The organism is Nonomuraea sp. B10E15 (assembly GCF_039871615.1).
GTDB lineage: Bacteria > Actinomycetota > Actinomycetes > Streptosporangiales > Streptosporangiaceae > Nonomuraea.
This window is the reverse complement of the sequence record NZ_JBDPMB010000015.1, coordinates 1-19,996: the sequence shown is the minus strand read 5'-3', so window position 1 is coordinate 19,996 and position 19,996 is coordinate 1. Positions and strand designations below refer to the sequence as shown.

The window sequence follows — 19,996 nt, the reverse complement described above, 5'->3', positions numbered from 1 at the left end:
GGCGGGCTCAGCCGAGCAGGTGGTTCGTCGCGGAGGCGGTGTCAGGCGGGGCCAGGTCCTCCAGGATCGCGTCGATGGGCGCGACGGCGACGTCCTCCCTGGGGCGGGAGAGGAAGACGTTGACGTGATACTCGCCGTCCGCTTCCTTGCCCGTGGGGTCGAGGCCCTGCTCGGCCAGCGACCGCAGGGCGAACTCCCGCTCCAGGTCGTCGGCGAAGCGCCGCTGCGGGAAGGTGGCGTTGTCCAGTTGCTCCGTGATCAGCCCGTGACGGGCGAGCGTGTCGGCGACGGGGGTGAAGTCGACCGTCCGCAGGCAGAGAGCGGCGAACCAGGGGCGGCGGTCGGGGGACGTGCAGTCGAGCAGGCGGTCGATCGACCGGTCGGTGATGTAGCCGATGCCGCCGGTGACCGTGATGAGGTCCGCCTCGCCGACGATTTGCGCCAGCTCGGGCGATGGGTCGTTCTGCTCCAGGTTGTCGGACGCCCCCGCGTCCAGCAGGCCCACGTGTACGGCGTAGTCGACGGCTGAGGAGGCGGTGTCCAGCCCGATCACCCGTGGAGCGGCCTCCCGTCGGCGGCTCCGGTAGAAGCTGCGGTCTTCGTCGGCGAGCGCTTCTGGGGCGAGGTGGGCCACCTGGTCGGCGGCGTAGTGGTCGTAGAGGTGGTCGAGCGTGAGGTCGCATTTCATCAGCGCCGCGTTCACGCCGTACGAGCAGCACAGGTCCACGACGGTCGGGGAGTCCACGTCGAGCGCGTCGAGCACCTTGCGGAAGACGCGCTGCCCGTGGTGGGGGACGGCGTAGTCCAGGCTGCCGAGGCGGTCGTAGTACGCCCGGGGGTCTGGACGATCATAGATGTCGTTGAAGTCGGCCTTTTCTAGCTTCCGGTCAGTGATCTGATCGTCGGCTCGCACACTCTGCCTCTCTGGGTGGCTGTGTCACTACAGGGACAAACGACCCGTTTAACGTATCACGTGTGATAAATCATGATTTAGTGGGATTTCCGTAGAGCGGAAGTCGGGAGGGGTGCACGCTCCCCCGTCCAGGCGGCGGGAAGCCCGACGTGGTCGCGGAGCCGGGACGTGGGTGGTGGTGGCCGGCGTGGTCGCGAGGCCTACGTGGTGGTGGAGCCGGGGCGGTCCAGGCCGGCGGCGAGTTCGGCGATGGCGGCGTCGCACTGCTGACCCAGCAGGGCCGTGGCGGACGCGTGGTCCAGGCCCGCGGCCTGGTCGAGCCACCGGTCCAGGACGACGTGGAGCGCCGCAAGCACGGCGGCCGCGCACACGGCCGGATAGTAGCCGTCGCGGCCCGGGGGTTCGACGCGTTCGGCGATGGCCTCGGCGAAGGTCTCCTCTTGGGCGGCGAGCACGGCCAGTTGCTGCGGCATCAGTGACGGTTCGCGCCGGATGAGCCGCAGCGCTTCGATGTGGTCGTGGCTGACGGCGTCGCTCTCGTTGAGGACGATGAGCACCGCCTCGCGGAACGCCCGCAACACCGACTCCGTGCGCGGCCGGGCCCTGAACTGGGTGATGAGCTGCTCCGCGGCGGCCGACACGGGCGCCACCATGGCCTCTTCCTTGCTGGAGAAGTAGTTGAAGAAGGTCCGCAGCGCGATGTCGGCCTCGTCGGCGATCTGCTCGACCGTGACGTTGTCGACGCCGTGGCGCAGGGCCAGGCGCAGGGCGGCGTCGCGGAGCGCGGTCCTGGTGGCCTGCTTCTTGCGTTCGCGGCGGCCGGGGGCCGGCGCCGCGCCGGTGCGCGCGCTCACGTCATCACGGCGCGCTTGACGCTCTCGCGCAACAGGGCGCGACGCTGCTCGTGCGCGTCGGGGGGTTCGTCGGCGGTCGCGGCGTAGACGTTGCTGACCGGCGACCAGGCCATGGACATCGCGATGACCAGGGCCATCACGTCGAACGGGTCTCCGGGTCGCACGGCCCCCGCGGCCTGAGCCTCGGCGATGGCGCTCAGCTTGCGCTCGTCGAGGCGGTCGGTGTCGTCGACGAGGTGGCCGGCGGGGCGCCGCTCCAGGCGCGCCCAGGTGGCCAGCCGGATGAGGTCGGGGCGGCGGAGATATTCGTCGTAGAGGCGCACGGCCCAGTCGGCGAGGTCGGTGGCGTCGATCGGGACGACGTTGGTGATCCGCTCGAGGGAACCGTAGAAGATGGCGTCGAACAATCCTTCCTTGCTGCCGAAATAGGCGTAGAGCTGCGCCTTGTTGGTGCGAGCTGCCGCGACGATCCGCTCGATGCGCGCCCCGGCGATGCCGTGCTCGGCGAACTCCCTGGTCGCCGCGTCGAGGATGCGGCCGCGGGTCGCGGCGCCGCGCGAGGTCAGGGGCGGGTCGGCCATGGCGCGAGCTTACCAAACAGAACAGTCGGTTTGCTCTGCGGGCATACCCTGTGCCATCGTGAAATAAACCGAACAGTCTGTTTATAGGAGTCCAGATGAGAACCACACTGGGATGGCGCGCGGACGGCCCCGTGACGACGCTGCGGCGGGCGTCCCTGGAACGGCGCGACCTGCGCCCCGACGACATCGCGGTACGCGTGGACCACTGCGGCGTCTGCCACACCGACCTGCACGCCGTCCGCGCCCCCCGCGAGCCGGGCGCGTCCGTCGTGCCCGGCCACGAGTTCACGGGAGTCGTGACCGAGACCGGGCCCGAGGCCACCCGGTTCGCGCCCGGCGACCCCGTCGCGGTCGGCAACATCGTCGACGCGTGCGGGGAGTGCGCCATGTGCCGCGCCGGCCAGGAGAACTTCTGCCACGCGTTCCCGACCCTGACCTACGGCGGCACCGACCGCCACGACGGATCGACCACCCTGGGGGCCTACTCCCGCGAGTACGTCGTCCGCGACCGCTTCGCCTACCGGCTCCCCGCCGGCCTCGACCCCGCCGCCGCGGCTCCGCTGCTCTGCGCCGGGGTCACCGTCTGGGAGCCGCTGAGCGCGCTCGGCGTGGGGCCGGGCACCCGCGTCGCCGTGGTGGGGCTGGGCGGCCTCGGCCACCTCGCGGTCAAGCTCGCCGTGGCGCTCGGCGCCGAGACCACGGTCGTCAGCCGGTCGGCGGGCAAGGCCGGCGACGCCCGCCGGCTCGGCGCCCACGACGTCGTCGTCCTCACGGACCAGGACCGGATGGCCGCGGCGCGGGACCGGTTCGACGTCGTCATCGACACCGTCCCCGCCCCGCACGACCTCGGCCCCTACCTGCGGCTCGTGGCCATGGACGGGACCCTCAGCCTCGTCGGGCACCTCGGGGAGGTCACCCTGCAGGCCATGGACCTGCTCGTCGGGCGTAAGAAGCTCAGCTCCGCGGGCAGCGGCGGCCGGCTCGGGACCGCCGCCCTGCTGGACTTCTGCGCCCAGCACGGCGTCGCCGCCGACGTGGAGGTGCTCCCGTCGGCGCGCGTGAACGAGGCACTCGACCGTCTCGAACGCAACGACGTGCGCTACCGCTTCGTCCTCGACCTGTCCGACCTGTCCTGAACGCCGGGGCGATCACACGGCGGGAACCTCCGCGTAGTGGCAGGCGGCCGGGTGGCCGTGGCCGCGGTCGACCAGCTCGGGCGCCTGCTCGACGCAGGCCCTCTGCTCGTCCGTCGTGAGCTGCGCGAACTTCGGGCAGCGCGTACGGAACCGGCACCCGCTCGGCGGGCTGACCGGGTTCGGCATGTCCCCTTCGAGGACGATCCGCTCGCGCGCCCTGATCCGTTCACGCCGCGGGTCGGGCACCGGGATGGCCGAGATCAGCGCCCGGGTGTACGGGTGGGCGGGCCGGTCGAACAGCTCGTCCCTGTCGCCGATCTCGACGATGCGGCCCAGGTACATCACCGCGACCCGGTGGGCGATGTGCCGCACCACGGACAGGTCGTGGGCGACGAAGAGGAAGGCGAGGCCCAGCTGCTGCTGGAGGTCCTCCAGCAGGTTGACCACGCCCGCCTGGATCGACACGTCGAGCGCCGACACGGGTTCGTCGAGGACGATCAGCTCGGGCCGCATCGCCAGCGCGCGGGCGATGCCGACGCGCTGCCGCTGGCCGCCGGAGAACTCGTGCGGGTACCGGTTGCCGTGTTCGGGGTTGAGCCCGACGTTGCCGAGCAGCTCCCGCACCCGGTCGGGCCCGTCCTGACGGTAGGTGCCGTGGATGCGCAGCGGCTCCGCGATCGCGTCGTTGACCGTCATGCGGGGGTCGAGGGACGCGTACGGGTCCTGGAACACGATCTGCATGCGCCGGCGCAGGCGGCGCATGCCGGCGGCCGTGACGGCGCCGAGGTCCTGGCCGTCGAGCAGCACCTGGCCGGAGGTCGGCGGCTGCAGGTTGAGCACGGCCCGCCCGGTGGTGGACTTGCCGCAGCCCGACTCCCCGACCAGGCCGAGGGTTTCGCCGCGGTGCAGGTCGAACGACACCCCGCACACGGCGTGCACGTTGCCGGTCGTCCGCCGCAGGAGGCCCTTGCCGCGCACCGGATAGTGTTTGACCAGGTCGCGCACGGACAACAGCGGCTGCCCGGTCATGACGCACCTCCAGCGGCATCGTCGGCTGACGTCACGGTGAAGACGTCCTCGGGCCGCCGCCCTTCCAGGTCGGCGGAGAAGTGGCAGGCGGCCAGGTGGTCAGGGCCGGAGGAGGCGGCCAGCTCCGGCTCGGCGGTCTCGCAGGTGTCCTGGCGCATCGGGCAGCGCGGCGCGAACGGGCATCCCGGCGGCAGGTCGAGCAGCGACGGAGGCGATCCCGCGATCGGCGTCAACCGCTCGCCCCCGCGGGCGCCGTCGAGCCGGGGAAGGCTGCCGATCAGACCGAGCGTGTACGGCATCCGCGGCGTGTAGTAGATGTCGTCGACGCCGCCCAGCTCGACCGGGCGGCCGGCGTACATGACGAGCACCCGGTCGGCGGCCCCGGCGACGACGCCGAGGTCGTGGGTGATCAGCACCATGGCGGCGTCGGTCGCGGCCCGCGCGGTCTCCAGAGCCCTGAGCACCTGGGCCTGCACGGTGACGTCGAGCGCGGTGGTCGGCTCGTCGGCGATGATGACGTCGGGGGAGTTGGCCATGGCGGTGGCGATGACGACGCGCTGGCGCATGCCGCCGGAGAACTGGTGCGGATAGTCGCGGGCGCGTTCGCGGGGCCGCGGGATCTGCATCATCGCGAGGAGTTCGACGGCGCGTTCGCGGGCCTGCGCGGCGGTGACGTCGTTGTGCGCCCTGACCGCCTCGGCGATCTGGTCGCCCACCGCGTAGACCGGGTTGAGCGAGGTCATCGGATCCTGGAAGACCATCGCGATCCGGCCGCCGCGCAGGGCCCGCATGCGCCTGTCCGGCGCGCCGATCAGTTCCTGGCCGCGGAACCGGACCGAGCCGCCGATCCGCGCCGAGGCCGGCAGCAGGCCCATCACCGCCATCGAGGTGACCGACTTGCCCGAGCCGGACTCGCCGACGATGCCGAGCACCTCGCCGCGCCGCAGCTCGTAGCTGACCCCGCGGACGGCGCGGACCAGGCCGTCCTCGGTGGGGAACGACACGGTGAGGCCCTCGACCTCGAGCACCGCCTCACGTTCGCTCATGCGCGCACCTTCCGCTGGGTCGGGTCGAAGGCGTCGCGCAGCCCGTCGCCGATGAAGTTGATGGACAGGGCGATCACCACGATGAACGCGCCGGGGAAGTAGAACAGCCAGGGCCGGGTGCTGACCGCGGTGTCGGCCTCGCTGACGAGGAGGCCGAGGGAGGTGTCGGGAGGCTGCACGCCCAGGCCGAGGAACGACAGCGCCGTCTCCACGAGGATGGCGGCGGCCACGAGGATGGTGACGTTGACGATGATGGGCCCGAGCGCGTTGGGGATCAGGTGCCGGAAGATGATCCAGCGGTCGGTGGCGCCGAGCGCGCGGCTCGCCTCGACGTACTCCTTCTCCCGCAGCGACAGCACCACGCCGCGCACCACGCGGGAGACGTACGCCCACTGGAGGGCGGCGATGACGAGCGCGACGAACCACCAGGAGCCGGAGGTGGCGCGGGTCAGCACGGCGGCGACCGCCAGCAGCGGCAGCGTGAGGACGAGGTCGGCGATCCGCATCATCACGCTGTCGGTGATGCCGCGGTAGTAGCCGGAGAACGCCCCCCACAGGGTGCCCACCAGCCCGGCCAGGAACGCGATGAGCAGGGCGATCTCGATCGAGCGTTGGGTGCCGCGCAGCACCTGGGCGAACGTGTCGTGGCCGAGGTTGTCGGTGCCGAACGGGTGGTCGAGCGAGGGCGGTACGGACACCGCCGAGGTGATGTCGGCGTAGTCGTAGCGCCAGAGCGCGCCGCCGACGAAGGCCAGCAGGACGACGGCGGTGAACAGCGCCAGGCTGATCACGGCGGCCTTGTGCCGCAGGAAGCGGCGGAGCACCAGCTCGCCCTGGCTGCGCTGGCGCACCGCGCCGGCCGCCTGCGCGCTCGATGGGGGGCGGGGTGCCGCCTCGGTGTGGTCACTCATGGCGAATCCGGGGGTCGAGGAGGGCGTACAGCAGGTCGGCGATCAGGTTGAAGACGATGACCGCGACCGCCACCACCAGCAGCCAGGCGAGCACCGCGTAGGCGTCGCGCTGGTTGACGGAGGTGACGAGGAACTCGCCGAGCCCGCGCCACTGGAAGACCGTCTCGGTGATCACGGCCCCGGAGATCAGCGTCGCGAAGTCGAGCGCGGTGACGGTGGTCATGGGGATGAGCGCCGTGCGCAGGGCGTGGCGTACGACGACGCGCCGCCTGGACAGCCCTTTGGCGCGGGCGAACAGGACGTAGTCGCTGTTGAGCACGTCGAGCATGGACGCCCGCTGGAACCGGCTCCACGCGCCGAAGGACAGCAGCGCCAGCGAGATCGTCGGCAGCACCATGTGGCCGGCGGCGTCGGCCAGCTGGGCCCAGGCGCCGCCCTCGACGATGACGGATCTCTCCCCGATCGTGTACACGACCTGGTCGCCGATGAGGTTGTTGAGGGAGATGCCGCCCTGCTTGAGCAGCACGGCGAACCAGAACGACGGCATCGACAGGAACAGGAACGCGGCGAACGTGAACCCGTAGTCGATGCCCGAATACTGCTTGACCGCGCTGATCACGCCCACCACGACGGCGAGCACGAGGGCGAGGAGCACCGCGACGGCTATCAGCCGCAGGGTGACCCCGAACCTGGCGGCGATCTCGTGGCCGATGTCCACGTTGGTGCGCACGGAGGGGCCGAAGTCGCCCTGCACGACGCCGGTGATCCAGGTCCAGTACCGCTGCAGCGGCGGCTCGTCCAGGTGCAGGCGCTGCTCCTCGACCGCGATCACCTGCGGCGACGGCGGCGGGTTGCGGCCCTTGAGGCCCGCGAGCGGGTCGCCCGCCATGGTCACGAGCAGGAAGACGGTGAAGGTCGACGCCACGATCACCGGGACGGCGATGAGGAGCCGGCGGAGTGTGTACGTGAGCACGGGTCGCTACCAGATCTCTCGCACGGCGTCGAAGACCTTGGGCGCGCTGCGGTCGATCGCGGGATAGGTGGTCTGGTCGTTGCTCAGCAGGATGACGGAGATGTCCTGGTCCGGGAACAGGGCGTTCATGGTACGGAACCCGCCCATGCCGCCGTTGTGCCAGACGTACGGCTTGCCGTCGTGTTTCTGGACGACCCAGCCGCACGCGTAGTTGTCGAGCTCCGGGGTGAACATCATCCGCAGCGTCTCCCGGCGGAACAGGCCGGGCCGCGACAGCGCCGCGTTCCACACGGCGAGGTTGCGCGCGCTGCCGGTCAGCCCGCCGGCGCCCGCCATCCACGGCAGGCTCCACTGGTACGCGCGGTGCACCCCGTCGGTCTCGGCGTAGTAGCCGAGGGCGACGTCCCGGCTGCCGCGCGCCGGATATCCCTGGGTCGTGTCGCGCATCCGCAGAGGGCCGAAGAGGTGGCGGTGCAGGAAACGGCCGAGGGGCATCCCGGCCACCTTCTGCACCACCAGCGCGAGGAGCAGGAAGTTGCTGTTGCTGTAGGCGTACTTCGATCCGGGCTCGAACTGGAGCGGCAGCGACTCCAGTTTCGTGACGACGGCCGAGTGGTCGGTCTCCCCGGAGGCGACGAAGGCGTCGTACGCCGACTGGAACAGCGGAAATTGGTTGTAGTCGGGAATGCCGGTCACCTGGTGCATCAGCTGGAGCAAGGTGACGTCGGCGGCCCGCCGGTAACCGGGGAGAAACGTGCCGAGCCGGTCGTGGACCGACAACCTGCGCCGCTCGTGGAGCAGCAGGACCGCGGCCGCCGTGAAACCCTTGCTGATGGAGCCGAGGTTGTAGACGGTGTCGAAGGTGGCCCGGCGCCGGCCCCGCCGCAGGTCGAGCACCTCGTCGAGCTGCTCGACCCGGAAGAAGTCCTCGCCGGTGAAGCGGTCGGGCAGGCCGCGGTCGCGCAGGCCGTAACCCTTCGCGAACACCGTACGGCCCTTCTTGCTCACGGCCACGGTGATGCCGGCGCCCTCCGGCTCGATGGCGGCGACGATCTCGTCGATGCGACGGTGCCAGTCCGGGCGATGCCGGCCGGACGAGGCGGCCCGCGCACCCGGGACGGCGCCGGCGCTCATCACCGCCCCGCCCGCACCGGCGAGAGACGCCTTCAACAGCGTCCGCCTCGTGGCTGTGCTCTCCATGCTCGACCTCCGTGTCGTCGTACCGCACACGCCTAGGAGCCCAGTGCAGTCCACCGGCCGGGCAGGCTCTTCGTGGAGAGGGACGTAAAGTGGCCGCCGACTTCGTGCGATCGGATGAACTCCTGCGTGGTCCCGGCGTCGCAGGATGCTCGCATGTCGACGACCCTGGTGATTCGCGGTGGCACAGTCCATGACGGCAGCGGCGGGCCCGGCCGCGTGGCCGACGTCCTCGTCGAGGGAGACCGGATCCTCGCCGTCGGCCCGGGCGGGGGCGATCCCGACGCGCCCGTGCTCGACGCCACGGGCCTGGTGGTCGCGCCCGGCTTCGTGAACGTGCTCAGCCACGCGTACTTCACGCTGGAACGGGACGGCCGCGGCCTGTCCGACCTCTACCAGGGCGTCACCACCCAGGTCTTCGGCGAGGGGATCTCGATCGGCCCGCTCACCGCCGAGATCAGGGCCGAGCTCGAACCCGGCATGGGGCCCGACGACCCGCCGCTGACCTGGGACCGCCTGTCGGAGTTCCTCTCCCACCTCGAGACCAAGGGGGTGGCACAGAACGTCGCGAGCTTCGTCGGCGCGCACAACATGCGCATGATCGGCGCGGGTGCGGACGACCGGCCGATGACCGCGGCCGAGCTCGACCGCGTCCGCGGCATCCTCGACGAGGAGATGGCCGACGGCGCCCTGGGGCTGGGATCGGCGCTCATCTACCCGCCGGGGTGCTTCGCCTCGACCGACGAGCTGGTGGCGCTGTGCGAGGTGGTCGCGCGGCACGGCGGCATGTACATCTCGCACATGCGCAGCGAGGGCGACCACTTCCTCGACGCCGTCGACGAGCTGATCGAGATCGGCCGCCGGGCCGAGCTGCACGCGGAGATCTACCACCTCAAGACCGCGGGACGGCGGAACTGGCCGAAGATGGCGCGGGCCATCGAGCGCATCGAGGCCGCCAGGGCCGCGGGCCGGCCGGTGACCGCCGACGTCTACCCCTACCTCGCCGGGCAGACCCAGCTCGCCGCCTCGATCCCGCCGGAGTTCCACGACGGCGGCCACGAGGCGCTCGCGGCCAGGCTCGCCGACCCGGGCGAGCGGGCCCGCATCCGTGCGGCCGTCGTCACCCCGTCGGAGCGCTGGGAGAACCTCTACCTCGCCGCGAGCGGCGCGAGTGGCGTCATGCTGCTCCCCGACCCGAACGGGCCGGTGGCGAAACACCGCGGCCTCAGCCTCGCGCAGGCGGCGGACGCGGCCGGCACCGACCCCGTGGAGATGCTGCTCCAACTGGTCGAGCAGGAGCCCGCGCTGCACGCCATGTACTTCATGATGGACGAGGAGGCGCTGCGCACCGCCCTGCGCAAGCCGTGGGTCTCGGTCTGCTCCGACGCCCCCACGTTCGCCGCCGAACCGCCCGACTCCGGCGTGCCCACCCATCCGCGCGCCTACGGCAGCTTCGCCCGGATTCTCGGCACGTACGTCCGCGAGCAGTCGCTGCTCACCCTCGGCGAGGCCGTGCGCCGGATGTCGAGCCTGCCCGCGGGCAACCTCGGCCTGCGCGACCGCGGCGTGCTCGCCCCGGGCAACTTCGCCGACATCGTCGTGTTCGACCCGGACACGGTCGGCGACCGCGCGACATATGAGGACCCCCACCAGTACGCGACCGGTGTCCGGCACGTGGTGGTCAACGGAGAGACCGCGCTGGCCGACGGCGTACCCACCGGGCGCCTGTCCGGCCGGGCCCTGCGCCGCCGGCGCTGAGACGACAGGAGAAACGCGTGAAAGAGCAGGTGGAGCAGGTCCTTGGCGCGGTCGGCGCGCGGGCCTGGGCGCACGCCGTCGATCTCGACAGCGGCGAGGAGATCGGGTACGGCGAGGACGGGCTCGTGGTGCTCGCGAGCGTCTTCAAGATCCCGGTGCTGGTGGAGTTGTTCCGGCGGTTCGGCGACCGGCGGCTCGACCCCGCGGAACGGATCGACGTCCCCGTCGAGGGGCGCTCGGCGGGACCGACCGGGCTGTCCGTGATGGCCGACCCGATCGAGCTCTCGCTGCGCGACCTCGCGTACTGGATGATGAGCGTCAGCGACAACGCCGCCACGGACCTGCTCGTCGACCTGCTCGGCACCGAGGCGATCAACGCCACCCTGCGCGAGCTCGGCCTGACCGCGACCCGGGTCGACGGCACCTGCGACGACATCTACCAGAGCATCTACGAGGACGTGCCGGACGAGAAGGCCGGCCCCGAGGTCTGGCGCGCAGCCCGCGCGGTGGACCCGGAGCGGTCCCTGCAGGCGGGCACCCCCCGCGAGATCACCCGGCTGCTCGCCGCCATCTGGAACGACGAGGCTGCGCCTCCCGAGCAGTGCGCCGAGATGCGCCGCATCCTCAGCCTGCAGGCCTGGCCGCACCGACTGCGCTCCGGGTTCACCGAGCCGGACGCGCGGGTGAGCGCCAAGACGGGCACCCTGCGCTTCTGGCGCAACGAGGTCGGCGTCGTCGAGACCGGCGGCCGCAGGTACGCCGTCGCCGTCTTCGTACGGTCCGACTCCTACGAGTACCGCATCCCCGCCGCGGACGCCTGCGTCGGCACGGTGGCCAGGCTGGCCGTCGACCACCTGCGCGGCGTCGAGACCCGCCGGAGGCCGCGCAGCACCGCCAGGGCGGCGACCCCCGGCCAGATCCGCGACCACGCGCGCGAGCTCGGCGCCGACATCTGGCTGCACGCGCGCGACCTGGCCGGCGGGAGGTCGGTGGGCGTCGGGGAGAGCACCCCGGTCGTCACCGCCTCGGTGCTCAAGGTGCCGGTCGCCCTCGAACTGGCCCGCCAGTCGGTGGCCGGCGAGATCGACCTCTCCGAGCGGGTCACCGTGCCGCCGGGCGGGGTGCCGTCGCCGTACGGCCTGTCGGTGCAGCGCGACGACACCGTCATCTCGTACCGGGACCTCGCCCAGCTGATGATCGTGATCAGCGACAACGTGGCCACCGACCTCGTCATCGACCGGGTCGGCAAGGACCGGGTGGCGGCGCTGCTCGCCGAGCTCGGGCTCACCGCGACGGCCGTGCCGCAGAACTGCGCGGAGATCCTGGCCTCGCTGGAGGAGGACCTCGGCATCAGCTACCGCGACGACGAGCGGGACCTGGCCGAGGTGCCGCTGGAACGCCTCCAGGCGCTGCGGGCTCTGGTGCCCGATGAGACCTGCCGGACGACGCCAGAGGAGATCACCCGGCTGCTGGCCGGGATCTGGCGCGACGAGGCGGCCGCGCCCGAGGCCTGCGCGCTGGTCCGCGGCTGGATGGGCGACCAGATCTGGCCGCACCGGCTGACCAGCGGGTTCCCCGGAGACGACATCGTGGTGAGCGGCAAGACGGGCACCCTCCCGCTGGTCCGCAACGAGGTCGGCGTGGTCGAGTTCGCCGACGGCGGCAGGTACGCCGTGGGCGTCTTCACCCGTGCCGACGACCCCTCACCCAACGCTCCCCATCTCGACGCGCTGATCGGCTGGGCGGCGGCCAACGCCGTCGCGCAGCTGCGCGACGAGCGTCCCTGACCCTTCTCTGCATCTGGAGCAGACCATGGCTTACCGCGGGAAGCACTCCCTGGCCCTGACGACGAGCGCCGTGGCACTGCTGCTCGCTGCCTGCGCGGGCGGAGGCGGCGGCACGGCGTCCGGCGACGGGCGCGTCACGGGTGACGTGAACACCATGAACACCGCGAAGGTCGCCAAGGGCGGGACGGCGACCTACACCATCACCTATCCGATCTCGAACTGGAACGTGCTGAACTCCGCCGGCGCGACCTACTCGGTGCTCGACATCTCGAGCGTGCTGATGCCCGGCGCCTTCATGATCAAGCCGGACGGTACGCCGGTCCGCAACGAGACCCTCGTGACGAGCGCGGAGAAGGTCGGCGACTCACCGCAGACGATCAAGTACACGATCGACCCCGAGGCGGTCTGGTCCGACGGCCGGCCGATCTCGGCGGACGACTTCGTCTACACCTGGCGCGCCCTCGACCCGCGCGAGTGCCCCAAGTGCCAGGCGTCCAACACGGCCGGGTACGACCGGATCAAGTCGGTGAAGGGCTCCGACGAGGGGCGGACCGTCACCGTCGTGTTCGACAAGCCGTACGTCGACTGGCAGGCGCTGTTCTCGCCGTTCCTGCCGGCCCACGTCGCCGAGACGTACGGGCCGACCGACACCGCCGCGGGCCTGGCGAAGAGCTTCAACGAGGGCTTCGCCAAGTCCGTCCCGAAGTTCTCGGCGGGCCCGTTCCGTATCCAGGAGTACACCTCCGACGGTTCCGTGGTGATGGTCCGCAACGAGAAGTGGTTCGGCCCGCCGCCGAACCTGGACAAGCTGGTCTTCAGGCTCATCACGGACGTCGCGCAGCAGCCGACCTCGCTGGCGAACGGGGAGGTCGACGTCATCTACCCGAACCCGCAGGTCGACATCGTCCAGCAGGTCGAGGAGCTGCCCGGGGTCCGCTACCAGGTGACGCCGGGCGCATCGGTCCACAAGCTGTGGCTGAACCTCAACGCCCGCGCGCTGCAGGACGTCGCCCTGCGCAAGTCGATCTTCCAGGCGATCCGCGTCCAGGACGTGATCGACAAGACGATCGGGCAGTTCGACGACACCGCGGAACCCCTGCTGAGCCACCTGTTCATCGGCGGCGCGCCCGGCTACTCCGACGTGGTCAGCGAGCTCGGGTACGGCATCGGCGACGTCGAGAAGGTGAAGAAGACCCTGACCGACGCGGGGTACACCGGCGTCGGGGCGAAGCTCGCCGACCCGGACGGCAAGGCCGTGCCCCCGCTGCGCATCGTGGTCCAGGCGGGCGACCAGCTGCGCGCCAGCGAGGCCCAGCTGGTCAAGGCGTCCCTCGCGCCGCTCGGCGTGGACGTGCAGGTCGCCACCGTCGCCAACACGATCGAGGCCGTGCAGGAAGGGAACTGGGCGATGACGGTCGCCACCGTGTCGCAGTCGCCGTTCGCGACGACCAGCAACATCCCGTACTACCTGAGCTGCCCCGAGGACCAGACCTTCTGCCGGTTCAACCTCAACAACTACGGCAACCCCAAGGTCGACCGGCTGCTGAACGAGGCACTCTCGGCATCGAGCGCGCAGGCGGCGACGGAGAAGCTTCAGGAGGCCGACAGGATCGTCTCGTCGGACTACGCGATCCTGCCGCTCTACCAGAACAGGTCGTTCCTCGCCTACAGCGCCAAGCTCGGCAACGTCCGCGACAACAGCCTGGGATTCCCCACCTACAACACCGAGCAGTGGGGCCTGCTGGGCGAGTCATGACGGGTCATCACCGGGACCGGGCGGATCCCGTCTCCTTGACCACGTCCCGGTCCCTGGCGACGCGGTAGAGCCGCAGCTGCAACGTCGCGGCGAGCCGCGCGTCGGCGTCGGCGAGGTCGAGGCCGGTGATCTCGCAGACGCGGCGCAGCCTGTACCGGAACGAGTTGGGGTGCAGGTGCATCGCGGCGGCCGCCTCCGCGACGTTGCCGAAGGCGTCGAGGTAGGCCGACAGGGTGTCGACGAAGCCGCTCTCGTGCTCGGCGTCGTAGTCCACCAGCGCTCCGAGCGAGCCGAGGTGCAGCTCGCCGTCCTCCGCGACGAGATCGGCCAGGCGCAGCAGCAGCGACTCCACCTGGACGTCGCTGTAGCGGGCGATCCGCCTGCGGCGGCGGTCGGTCTGCAACACCCGCAGCGCCCGGTCGGCCTCGCGGCGGGAGTGGGTCACCTCGGCGAGTGACATGGTGGCCCGCCCGACCCCGATGACGGCGTCCGTACGCGCCCCCACCCGGGCGAGGAAGTCCACCGCCAGCCGGACCACGGACGCCGTGCCGTCGCGGTCGCCGCTCGCGCCGACGGGCAGCACGACGTAGGTGGTCCCGCCGAGCAGCGCCGCGGCCGAGCGCGGGTGCACCGCCGAGAAGTGCAGGGCGAGGGCGTCGCGCAGCCGTTGCATGGCCGCCTCGGTGTCCGCGGCGTCGCCCGTGACGACCTGCGCGGCCATCACGCAGAGCCGGCCGTCGGTGAGCCCGAGGCGGTTGGCCGCCTCGGGAGCTCCGGGGCCGCCCTCCAGCACCATGGCCACCAGGTCGGCGCTGAGCCGGCGCCCGACGTCGGCGCCCGCCCTGGCCCGCAACATGTGCAGCGCCACGATCTTGGCCGAGTCGGCGAAGGCCGCCGCACGTGCCTCGGACAGCGGCTCCCTGACCACGGCCCACATCGAGCCGAGCACCTCGTCCCCGGCCCTGACGACGATGGCGACCCGCGGCAGCATGTCCTCGGCGAGGGGCTCGACGTAGACCGGCGTGCCCTTGGAGAGCTCGCGGAACGCACCCCGCTGTTCGAGCAGCTGCGTGTAGCGGTCGGGGACCTGCCGGCCGAGGATGGTCTCGACCCGGCCCTGGTCGGCGCAGTGCTGGTGCCCGGAGAAGGCCAGCACGCGTGACGCGCGGTCCTCGATCGTCACCGGCGCGTCGAGCAGCGCCCCCACCGCGTTCGCGAGGGCGAACAGGTCACCGGCAGGCGCGCCGGCGAGCAGGTCCGCCCCGCCGGTGAGGTCGGTCGTGGCCAGCGGCAGCGCCCTGAGCATGGCGGCCACGTGCGACCACGAGGCGGCGCGGTTGAGCCCGAACAGTGCCACGCCGCTGTCCCGCACCGCCGCGACGACGGAGGCGTCCGCGGTCACCGGGTGCTTGACGACGAGCCCCACCGCACGGCGTTCGCCGAGGCGAAGCAGGAGCCCGGCGATCGCGTCGTTGTCGTGCAGGCCCACGCCGAGCACGAGCTCGCCCGGTTCGACGGTGAGTTCGTCGCCCGGGCCGTGGATCGCCACACCCGTCAGTTCGCCGTCCAGATCCCCGGGAGACGCGATGAGGTCGAGCAACATGCGTCCGAGGTCGTCGAGCAACCGCGAGAGCCGCGCTCTTGGTGCAACCATCGGTGACAGATCCTAAGCCCCACATCGGACATAAGGCCAGCTCTCGGGCTTCTGTCCTCTGCGCGACGCCGTCAGTCCCATCGGAAGAACGCGGCCGAGACGGCGCCGCCGACGAGGACCGTCACGGACAGGCTCACCAGATGGAGGGGCTCGATCGGGGTGCCCGCCCAGGCGTTCGACAGGACCTCGACGGTGGCGCCGAACGGCAGCCACTCGCCCACCATGGCCAGCGTCTCGGGAAGGCTCTCCCGGCTGCCGAACAGCCCGCCGAGGGCGCCGAGGGCGAAGAAGGCGACGAGCCCGATCGCCACGGCCGAGTTCGGCGTCGGGGCGACGGCGGCCACGATCATGCCGACCGCGTACATCGCCGCGGTCGCGAGCAGCAGGAGGCCGAGCGCCGTGACGGGACGCAAGGGGAGGTTGGCGTCGAAGACGAGCACGGCCACGGCGAGCGCCGCCCCGATGCCGATGATCGTCTGCAGCGCGCTCACCGCCGCCTGGGCGATCAGCACCATGGCCGGCGAGGCCGGCGTGACCGACAGGCGGCGCAGGATCCCGGCACGCCGGTAGTACGCCAGGAAGCTCGGCATGTTGACGACGCCGATGGTGGCGATGATGATGGCCAGCACCAGGGGCAGCACGTAGAGGTCCAGCACCGTGCGGCCGTTGACCACCACCTCGCCGCCGGCTGACGAGGCGTTCATCACGAGGACCAGCAGGGGCAGCCCGATGGGCACGACGAGCCCGGCCGTGTCGCGGACGACCATCCTGGCCTCGCACCGGATGAGCGTCAGCCACGACCCGAGGCCGGGACGGCGGGCGTCGGCGTTCATGAGATCTCCTCCGGCCGCGATCCGGAAAGGGCGACGAACGCGTCGTCGAGGTTCGCGGCTCCCGTCCTGGCGACCAGCCCGGCGGGCGTGTCGAGCGCCACGAGGCGGCCGGCGTCGAGGAGGGCCACCCGATCGCAGAGCCGCTCCACCTCCTCCATCGCGTGGCTCACGAGCAGCACCGTGACCCGCTCGTCGCGCAGCCGCTCGACCGCGGCCCACATCCGCCGGCGCGTACGCGGGTCCAGCCCGGTCGTGAGCTCGTCGAGGATCACGACGCGGGGCCGCCCGACGAGGGCCACGGCGATGGAGAGCCGCTGCTGCTGGCCGCCGGAGAGCTTCTCGAAGCGGGTCGTACGCCGGTCGGCCAGCTCGACGAGCTCCAGGACCTCCTCGACGGGTCTCGGATGCGGGTAGAAACTGTGGAACATGCCCATGAGCTCGGCGACCGTCAGCGCGTGGTGGAGCTGGGCCTCCTGGAGCTGGACCCCCAGCACCTGGCGGAGCCTCGCGCGGTCGCGCCCCGGATCGAGGCCGAGCACGCGGACACGCCCGCTGTCGGGCTTCCGCAGCCCGGCGATCATCTCCACCGTGGTGGTCTTGCCGGCCCCGTTGCCGCCGAGGATGCCGAGGATCTCGCCCGTCCCGACGCGCAGGCTCACATCGTCGACCGCCACCGTGTCGCCGTAGCGTTTGCGGAGGTTCGCGGCCTCCACCGCCGTTTCCGTCTCTTCCATGCGGCGACGGTAGGCGGGCCAGGCGGGCGCGCGCCCGTGCCGAAGGTCAGGGCATGCGCGCGTGACTTTCGGCACCCGAGGACGGCGACGGGCCGGCGTTAGGGTGAGGCCATGCGTCGACTCGGGCCGGAGGAGTGGTCAGGGCTGGCGATGTTCGTCGTGTCGGTCGTGGCCGGCGGTCCCGTCCTGGCCGGCGCGGCCGGCGCGGTCATTCCCCGGGCCCTGTGGATCACGTTGTTCGTGGTGTTCATCGCGGCCGTTCTCGTCGCCGGCGGCCCGGGCCGTCCGCGGTGGGTCCGCCACGCGGCGTTCGCGGCGGCGGTCGTGGCGTCGTGGGCCGTGGTGGTGTCCGCGGAGCAGTGGAGCCTCCTGCCGATCCTGCTGGTGATCGTCGCCGCGATCAGCGTCCACGTCGTGCCCCCGTGGGCGGGCTTCGTCGTGGTGGGCCTCAACACCGTGGTGCTCGCCCTGTCCGCGGCATCGCGCGGCATGGACGCCGCCGACACGGCCCTCGGCATCGGCTTCTACGTGCTCATCCAGGCGGCGACGCTGCTGAGCTCGCTGGTGACCATGCGGGAGCAGCGCATGCGGCGCGAGCTGACCGAGGCGCACGTCGGGCTCCAGGCGGCGAGCGTGTTGTTGTCGGAGTCGGCGCGCACCGCCGAGCGGCTCCGGATCTCCCGCGACCTGCACGACCTCATCGGCCACCAGCTCACCGTGCTCACCCTGGAGCTGGAGGCGGCGCGTCACCGCGACGGGGAGCGGGCCAGGGAGCACGTCGAGCGGGCCAACCGGGTGGCGCGCGACCTGCTGGGTGACGTGCGCGCCACCGTCGGCCGGCTGCGCACCGAGTCGTCCGACCTCACGGAGGCCCTGCGGCAGGTCGTGCGCGATCTGCCCGGCCTCGAGGTGTCGATCGAGGTCGCACCCGAGGTGCGGGCAGGCGAGGAGCAGGTCGCGGCGCTCGTACGAGCCGTGCAGGAGATCGTCACCAACACGATCAGGCATGCCGGCGCCCGCGAACTGTGGATCGAGGTCGCGTCCGACGGCGACGCGGTGCGGCTGACCGCGGTGGACGACGGCCGTGGCGCGGCCGATCCGGTGCTCGGCAACGGGTTGCGCGGGCTGTCCGAGCGGTTCGAGGCGCTCGGCGGCGAGGTCAGCGTCGACGGCCGGAGCGGGTTCCGGGTCACGGCTCAGGTGCCGGCGTCGTGACCCGGGTCGTGGTGGTCGACGACCAGACGCTCGTCCGTCAGGGGATCCGCAGCCTGCTGGAGGTCGCCGACGTCGAGGTGGCCGGTGAGGCCGACGACGGGCACGCGGCGATCGAGGTCATCGCGGCGACCGGGCCGGACGTGGTGCTGCTGGATCTGAGAATGCCGCGTTACGACGGGATCTGGACGCTCGAACGCCTGCGCGAGCGCGGCATCGAGACGCCGGTCCTCGTGCTGACGACCTTCAACGACGACACGCTCGTGCTGCAGGCGCTCCGGGCGGGCGCGCGCGGCTACCTGCTCAAGGACGTGACCTTGGAGCAGCTGACCAGGGCGGTGCGCACCCTGGCCGACGGCGGCACGCTCGTCGCGCCGTCGATCACCGACCGGCTGCTGCGCGCGATCCGCTCCGGCCCTCCACCGGCCGGCGGCGACGCGGCACCGGTGCAGGAGCTCACCGAGCGCGAACTCGAGGTGTTGCGGCTCGTGGCCGAGGGCTACGCCAACCGGGAGATCGCCAGGGCGTTGTTCCTGGCCGAGGGCACGGTGAAGAACTACGTGTCCACGATCCTGCTCAAGCTCGACGCTCGCGATCGCACCAACGCCGTGCTGCGCGCCCTGCACGAAGGCATCCTGCGCTGACGGTCGGTCGATGACCGATCACGGTGAATGAGCTCAGGGTCTTGACCTCGGCATGCACCGTCTCGTACTTTCCTTGTACTTCAAATATATCGAGGGTATACGGATGACCTTGACCGGACGGACAAAGACTGAGCAGGCGTACCACGTTCTGCGAAGGGCGATCGTCACGGGCGACCTCGTCGAGGACCTGCCCCTGGACGACGCGATGCTCTCGACCCGCTACGGGTTCGGGCGCACCCCCATCAGGGAGGCGCTCAAGAAGCTGGCCGACGAGCAGTTCATCAACTACCCGCCGCACCGCACCCCTTACGTGCGCGGGATCCGGGTCAGGGATCTGTCCAGGCTGTACGAGTCGCGCCACCTCCTGGAGGAGCCGGTGGCGCGGCTGGCGGCCAGACGCGCCACCCCAGCGCATCTCGACGAGCTGGAACGGATCTGCGATCGCATCGACGACGAGATCGCGGCCGGCCAGCCGTACGGGGCCATCGAGTACGACCACCAGTTCCACCTCGAGATCGCCAAGTCGACCGACAATCCGTTCCTGGCCGAAGCGGTGAACCGGCTCAACTGCGGATCTCTGCGGATCTGGTACCTGGCCCACAGCACGCTCGGCATGGAGAACACCAACGAGGACCACCGGGCGATCGCCGCCGCGCTCAAGGACAAGGATCCGGACAGGTCAGAGACGCTGGTGCGGCAGCACATCGACAAGTCGTACGCACGGCAGATGGCGCTGCAGCAGCTCGACCCGTGATCCCTCCACCGGCGGCCCGGTGGTCGTCGTCGCACAAGGAGAACCACCTTGACTTCCTCCCCACGGCTGAAGCCGGGGGATTCCAACCGTCGCCGGTTGGTCTTCCTGCTTCACCGCCAGCCGCCCGCCGGGCTTGCGCCCTTGAGGTCTTACACCGGCTCCACAGGCGTTTCAGCTCTCCGCCAGCCCGGCGGCGAGCACGTTCTTGGCCGCGTTCACGTCCC

At 71.4% G+C, this 19,996-nt stretch carries 16 protein-coding genes and 1 pseudogene; 7 read left to right on the top strand and 10 right to left on the bottom strand.

The window, feature by feature from the left end; all coding sequences use genetic code 11:
• Window positions 1–7: 7 nt before the first annotated feature.
• The 3 genes from ABGB14_RS32890 to ABGB14_RS32880 all read right to left on the bottom strand — a co-directional run bounded on the left by ABGB14_RS32890 (window position 8) and on the right by ABGB14_RS32880 (window position 2,348).
• The gene (locus tag ABGB14_RS32890; RefSeq protein ID WP_347647729.1) at window positions 8–913 is read right to left on the bottom strand and encodes a class I SAM-dependent methyltransferase; all 906 of its coding nucleotides are present in this window, start codon (window positions 911–913) and stop codon (window positions 8–10) included.
• Window positions 914–1,113: 200 nt separating this feature from the next.
• On the bottom strand, window positions 1,114–1,767 hold the full coding sequence (locus ABGB14_RS32885; RefSeq protein WP_347647728.1) for a TetR/AcrR family transcriptional regulator: 654 nt from the start codon (window positions 1,765–1,767) through the stop codon (window positions 1,114–1,116).
• Entirely contained in the window at window positions 1,764–2,348 is a 585-nt protein-coding gene (locus ABGB14_RS32880; protein ID WP_347647727.1) for a TetR family transcriptional regulator, read from the bottom strand. The genes ABGB14_RS32885 and ABGB14_RS32880 overlap by 4 nt, the downstream gene beginning before the upstream one ends.
• Window positions 2,349–2,443: 95 nt before the next feature.
• Between ABGB14_RS32880 and ABGB14_RS32875 the strand changes: the two genes are divergently transcribed.
• Entirely contained in the window at window positions 2,444–3,484 is a 1,041-nt protein-coding gene (locus ABGB14_RS32875; RefSeq protein ID WP_347647726.1) for an NAD(P)-dependent alcohol dehydrogenase, read from the top strand.
• A 12-nt stretch (window positions 3,485–3,496) separates the two neighbouring features.
• On the opposite strand, the pseudogene ABGB14_RS32870 reads toward ABGB14_RS32875, so the two are convergent.
• The 4 genes and pseudogenes from ABGB14_RS32870 to ABGB14_RS32855 all read right to left on the bottom strand — a co-directional run bounded on the left by ABGB14_RS32870 (window position 3,497) and on the right by ABGB14_RS32855 (window position 8,643).
• Window positions 3,497–5,559 (bottom strand): annotated as a pseudogene (locus ABGB14_RS32870) (ABC transporter ATP-binding protein).
• Window positions 5,556–6,470 carry an ABC transporter permease gene (locus ABGB14_RS32865; RefSeq protein ID WP_347647725.1) on the bottom strand — a complete coding sequence of 305 codons (915 nt, stop codon included), beginning with the start codon at window positions 6,468–6,470 and terminating at the stop codon, window positions 5,556–5,558. Before ABGB14_RS32865 ends, ABGB14_RS32870 begins: the two are co-directional and overlap by 4 nt.
• Window positions 6,463–7,443 carry an ABC transporter permease gene (locus ABGB14_RS32860; protein ID WP_347647724.1) on the bottom strand — a complete coding sequence of 327 codons (981 nt, stop codon included), beginning with the start codon at window positions 7,441–7,443 and terminating at the stop codon, window positions 6,463–6,465. Before ABGB14_RS32860 ends, ABGB14_RS32865 begins: the two co-directional genes overlap by 8 nt.
• A 6-nt stretch (window positions 7,444–7,449) precedes the next feature.
• On the bottom strand, window positions 7,450–8,643 hold the full coding sequence (locus ABGB14_RS32855; protein WP_347647723.1) for a serine hydrolase domain-containing protein: 1,194 nt from the start codon (window positions 8,641–8,643) through the stop codon (window positions 7,450–7,452).
• Between the two features lie 153 nt (window positions 8,644–8,796).
• On the opposite strand from ABGB14_RS32855, the gene ABGB14_RS32850 reads away from it, so the two are divergent.
• From ABGB14_RS32850 to ABGB14_RS32840, 3 genes are read left to right on the top strand one after another with little or no spacing between them, the layout of a single operon-like run.
• Entirely contained in the window at window positions 8,797–10,398 is a 1,602-nt protein-coding gene (locus tag ABGB14_RS32850) for a D-aminoacylase (RefSeq protein ID WP_347647722.1), read from the top strand.
• 17 nt (window positions 10,399–10,415) lie between these two features.
• Window positions 10,416–12,185, top strand: coding sequence for a serine hydrolase (locus ABGB14_RS32845; protein WP_347647721.1), 1,770 nt, complete (start codon window positions 10,416–10,418; stop codon window positions 12,183–12,185).
• Window positions 12,186–12,210: 25 nt separating this feature from the next.
• Window positions 12,211–13,941, top strand: coding sequence for an ABC transporter family substrate-binding protein (locus ABGB14_RS32840; protein ID WP_347647720.1), 1,731 nt, complete (start codon window positions 12,211–12,213; stop codon window positions 13,939–13,941).
• 7 nt (window positions 13,942–13,948) lie between these two features.
• Here ABGB14_RS32840 and ABGB14_RS32835 read toward each other — a convergent pair whose 3' ends face one another.
• The 3 genes from ABGB14_RS32835 to ABGB14_RS32825 form a co-directional block, all read right to left on the bottom strand.
• Window positions 13,949–15,595, bottom strand: coding sequence for a helix-turn-helix domain-containing protein (locus ABGB14_RS32835; RefSeq protein ID WP_347647719.1), 1,647 nt, complete (start codon window positions 15,593–15,595; stop codon window positions 13,949–13,951).
• Window positions 15,596–15,666: 71 nt separating this feature from the next.
• Window positions 15,667–16,428: an ABC transporter permease gene (locus tag ABGB14_RS32830; protein ID WP_347647718.1), complete on the bottom strand. Its 762-nt coding sequence runs from the start codon at window positions 16,426–16,428 to the stop codon at window positions 15,667–15,669.
• On the bottom strand, window positions 16,425–17,162 hold the full coding sequence (locus ABGB14_RS32825) for an ABC transporter ATP-binding protein (RefSeq protein WP_347647717.1): 738 nt from the start codon (window positions 17,160–17,162) through the stop codon (window positions 16,425–16,427). Before ABGB14_RS32825 ends, ABGB14_RS32830 begins: the two co-directional genes overlap by 4 nt.
• A 111-nt stretch (window positions 17,163–17,273) precedes the next feature.
• On the opposite strand from ABGB14_RS32825, the gene ABGB14_RS32820 reads away from it, so the two are divergent.
• The 3 genes from ABGB14_RS32820 (at window position 17,274) to ABGB14_RS32810 (ending at window position 19,772) form a co-directional block, all read left to right on the top strand.
• The gene (locus ABGB14_RS32820; RefSeq protein WP_347647716.1) at window positions 17,274–18,377 is read left to right on the top strand and encodes a sensor histidine kinase; all 1,104 of its coding nucleotides are present in this window, start codon (window positions 17,274–17,276) and stop codon (window positions 18,375–18,377) included.
• Complete coding sequence (locus ABGB14_RS32815; RefSeq protein WP_347647715.1) at window positions 18,374–19,018, top strand: response regulator transcription factor; 645 nt, start codon at window positions 18,374–18,376, stop codon at window positions 19,016–19,018. Before ABGB14_RS32820 ends, ABGB14_RS32815 begins: the two co-directional genes overlap by 4 nt.
• Before the next feature lie 109 nt (window positions 19,019–19,127).
• Window positions 19,128–19,772 carry a GntR family transcriptional regulator gene (locus ABGB14_RS32810; RefSeq protein WP_347647714.1) on the top strand — a complete coding sequence of 215 codons (645 nt, stop codon included), beginning with the start codon at window positions 19,128–19,130 and terminating at the stop codon, window positions 19,770–19,772.
• Window positions 19,773–19,996 lie beyond the last annotated feature (224 nt).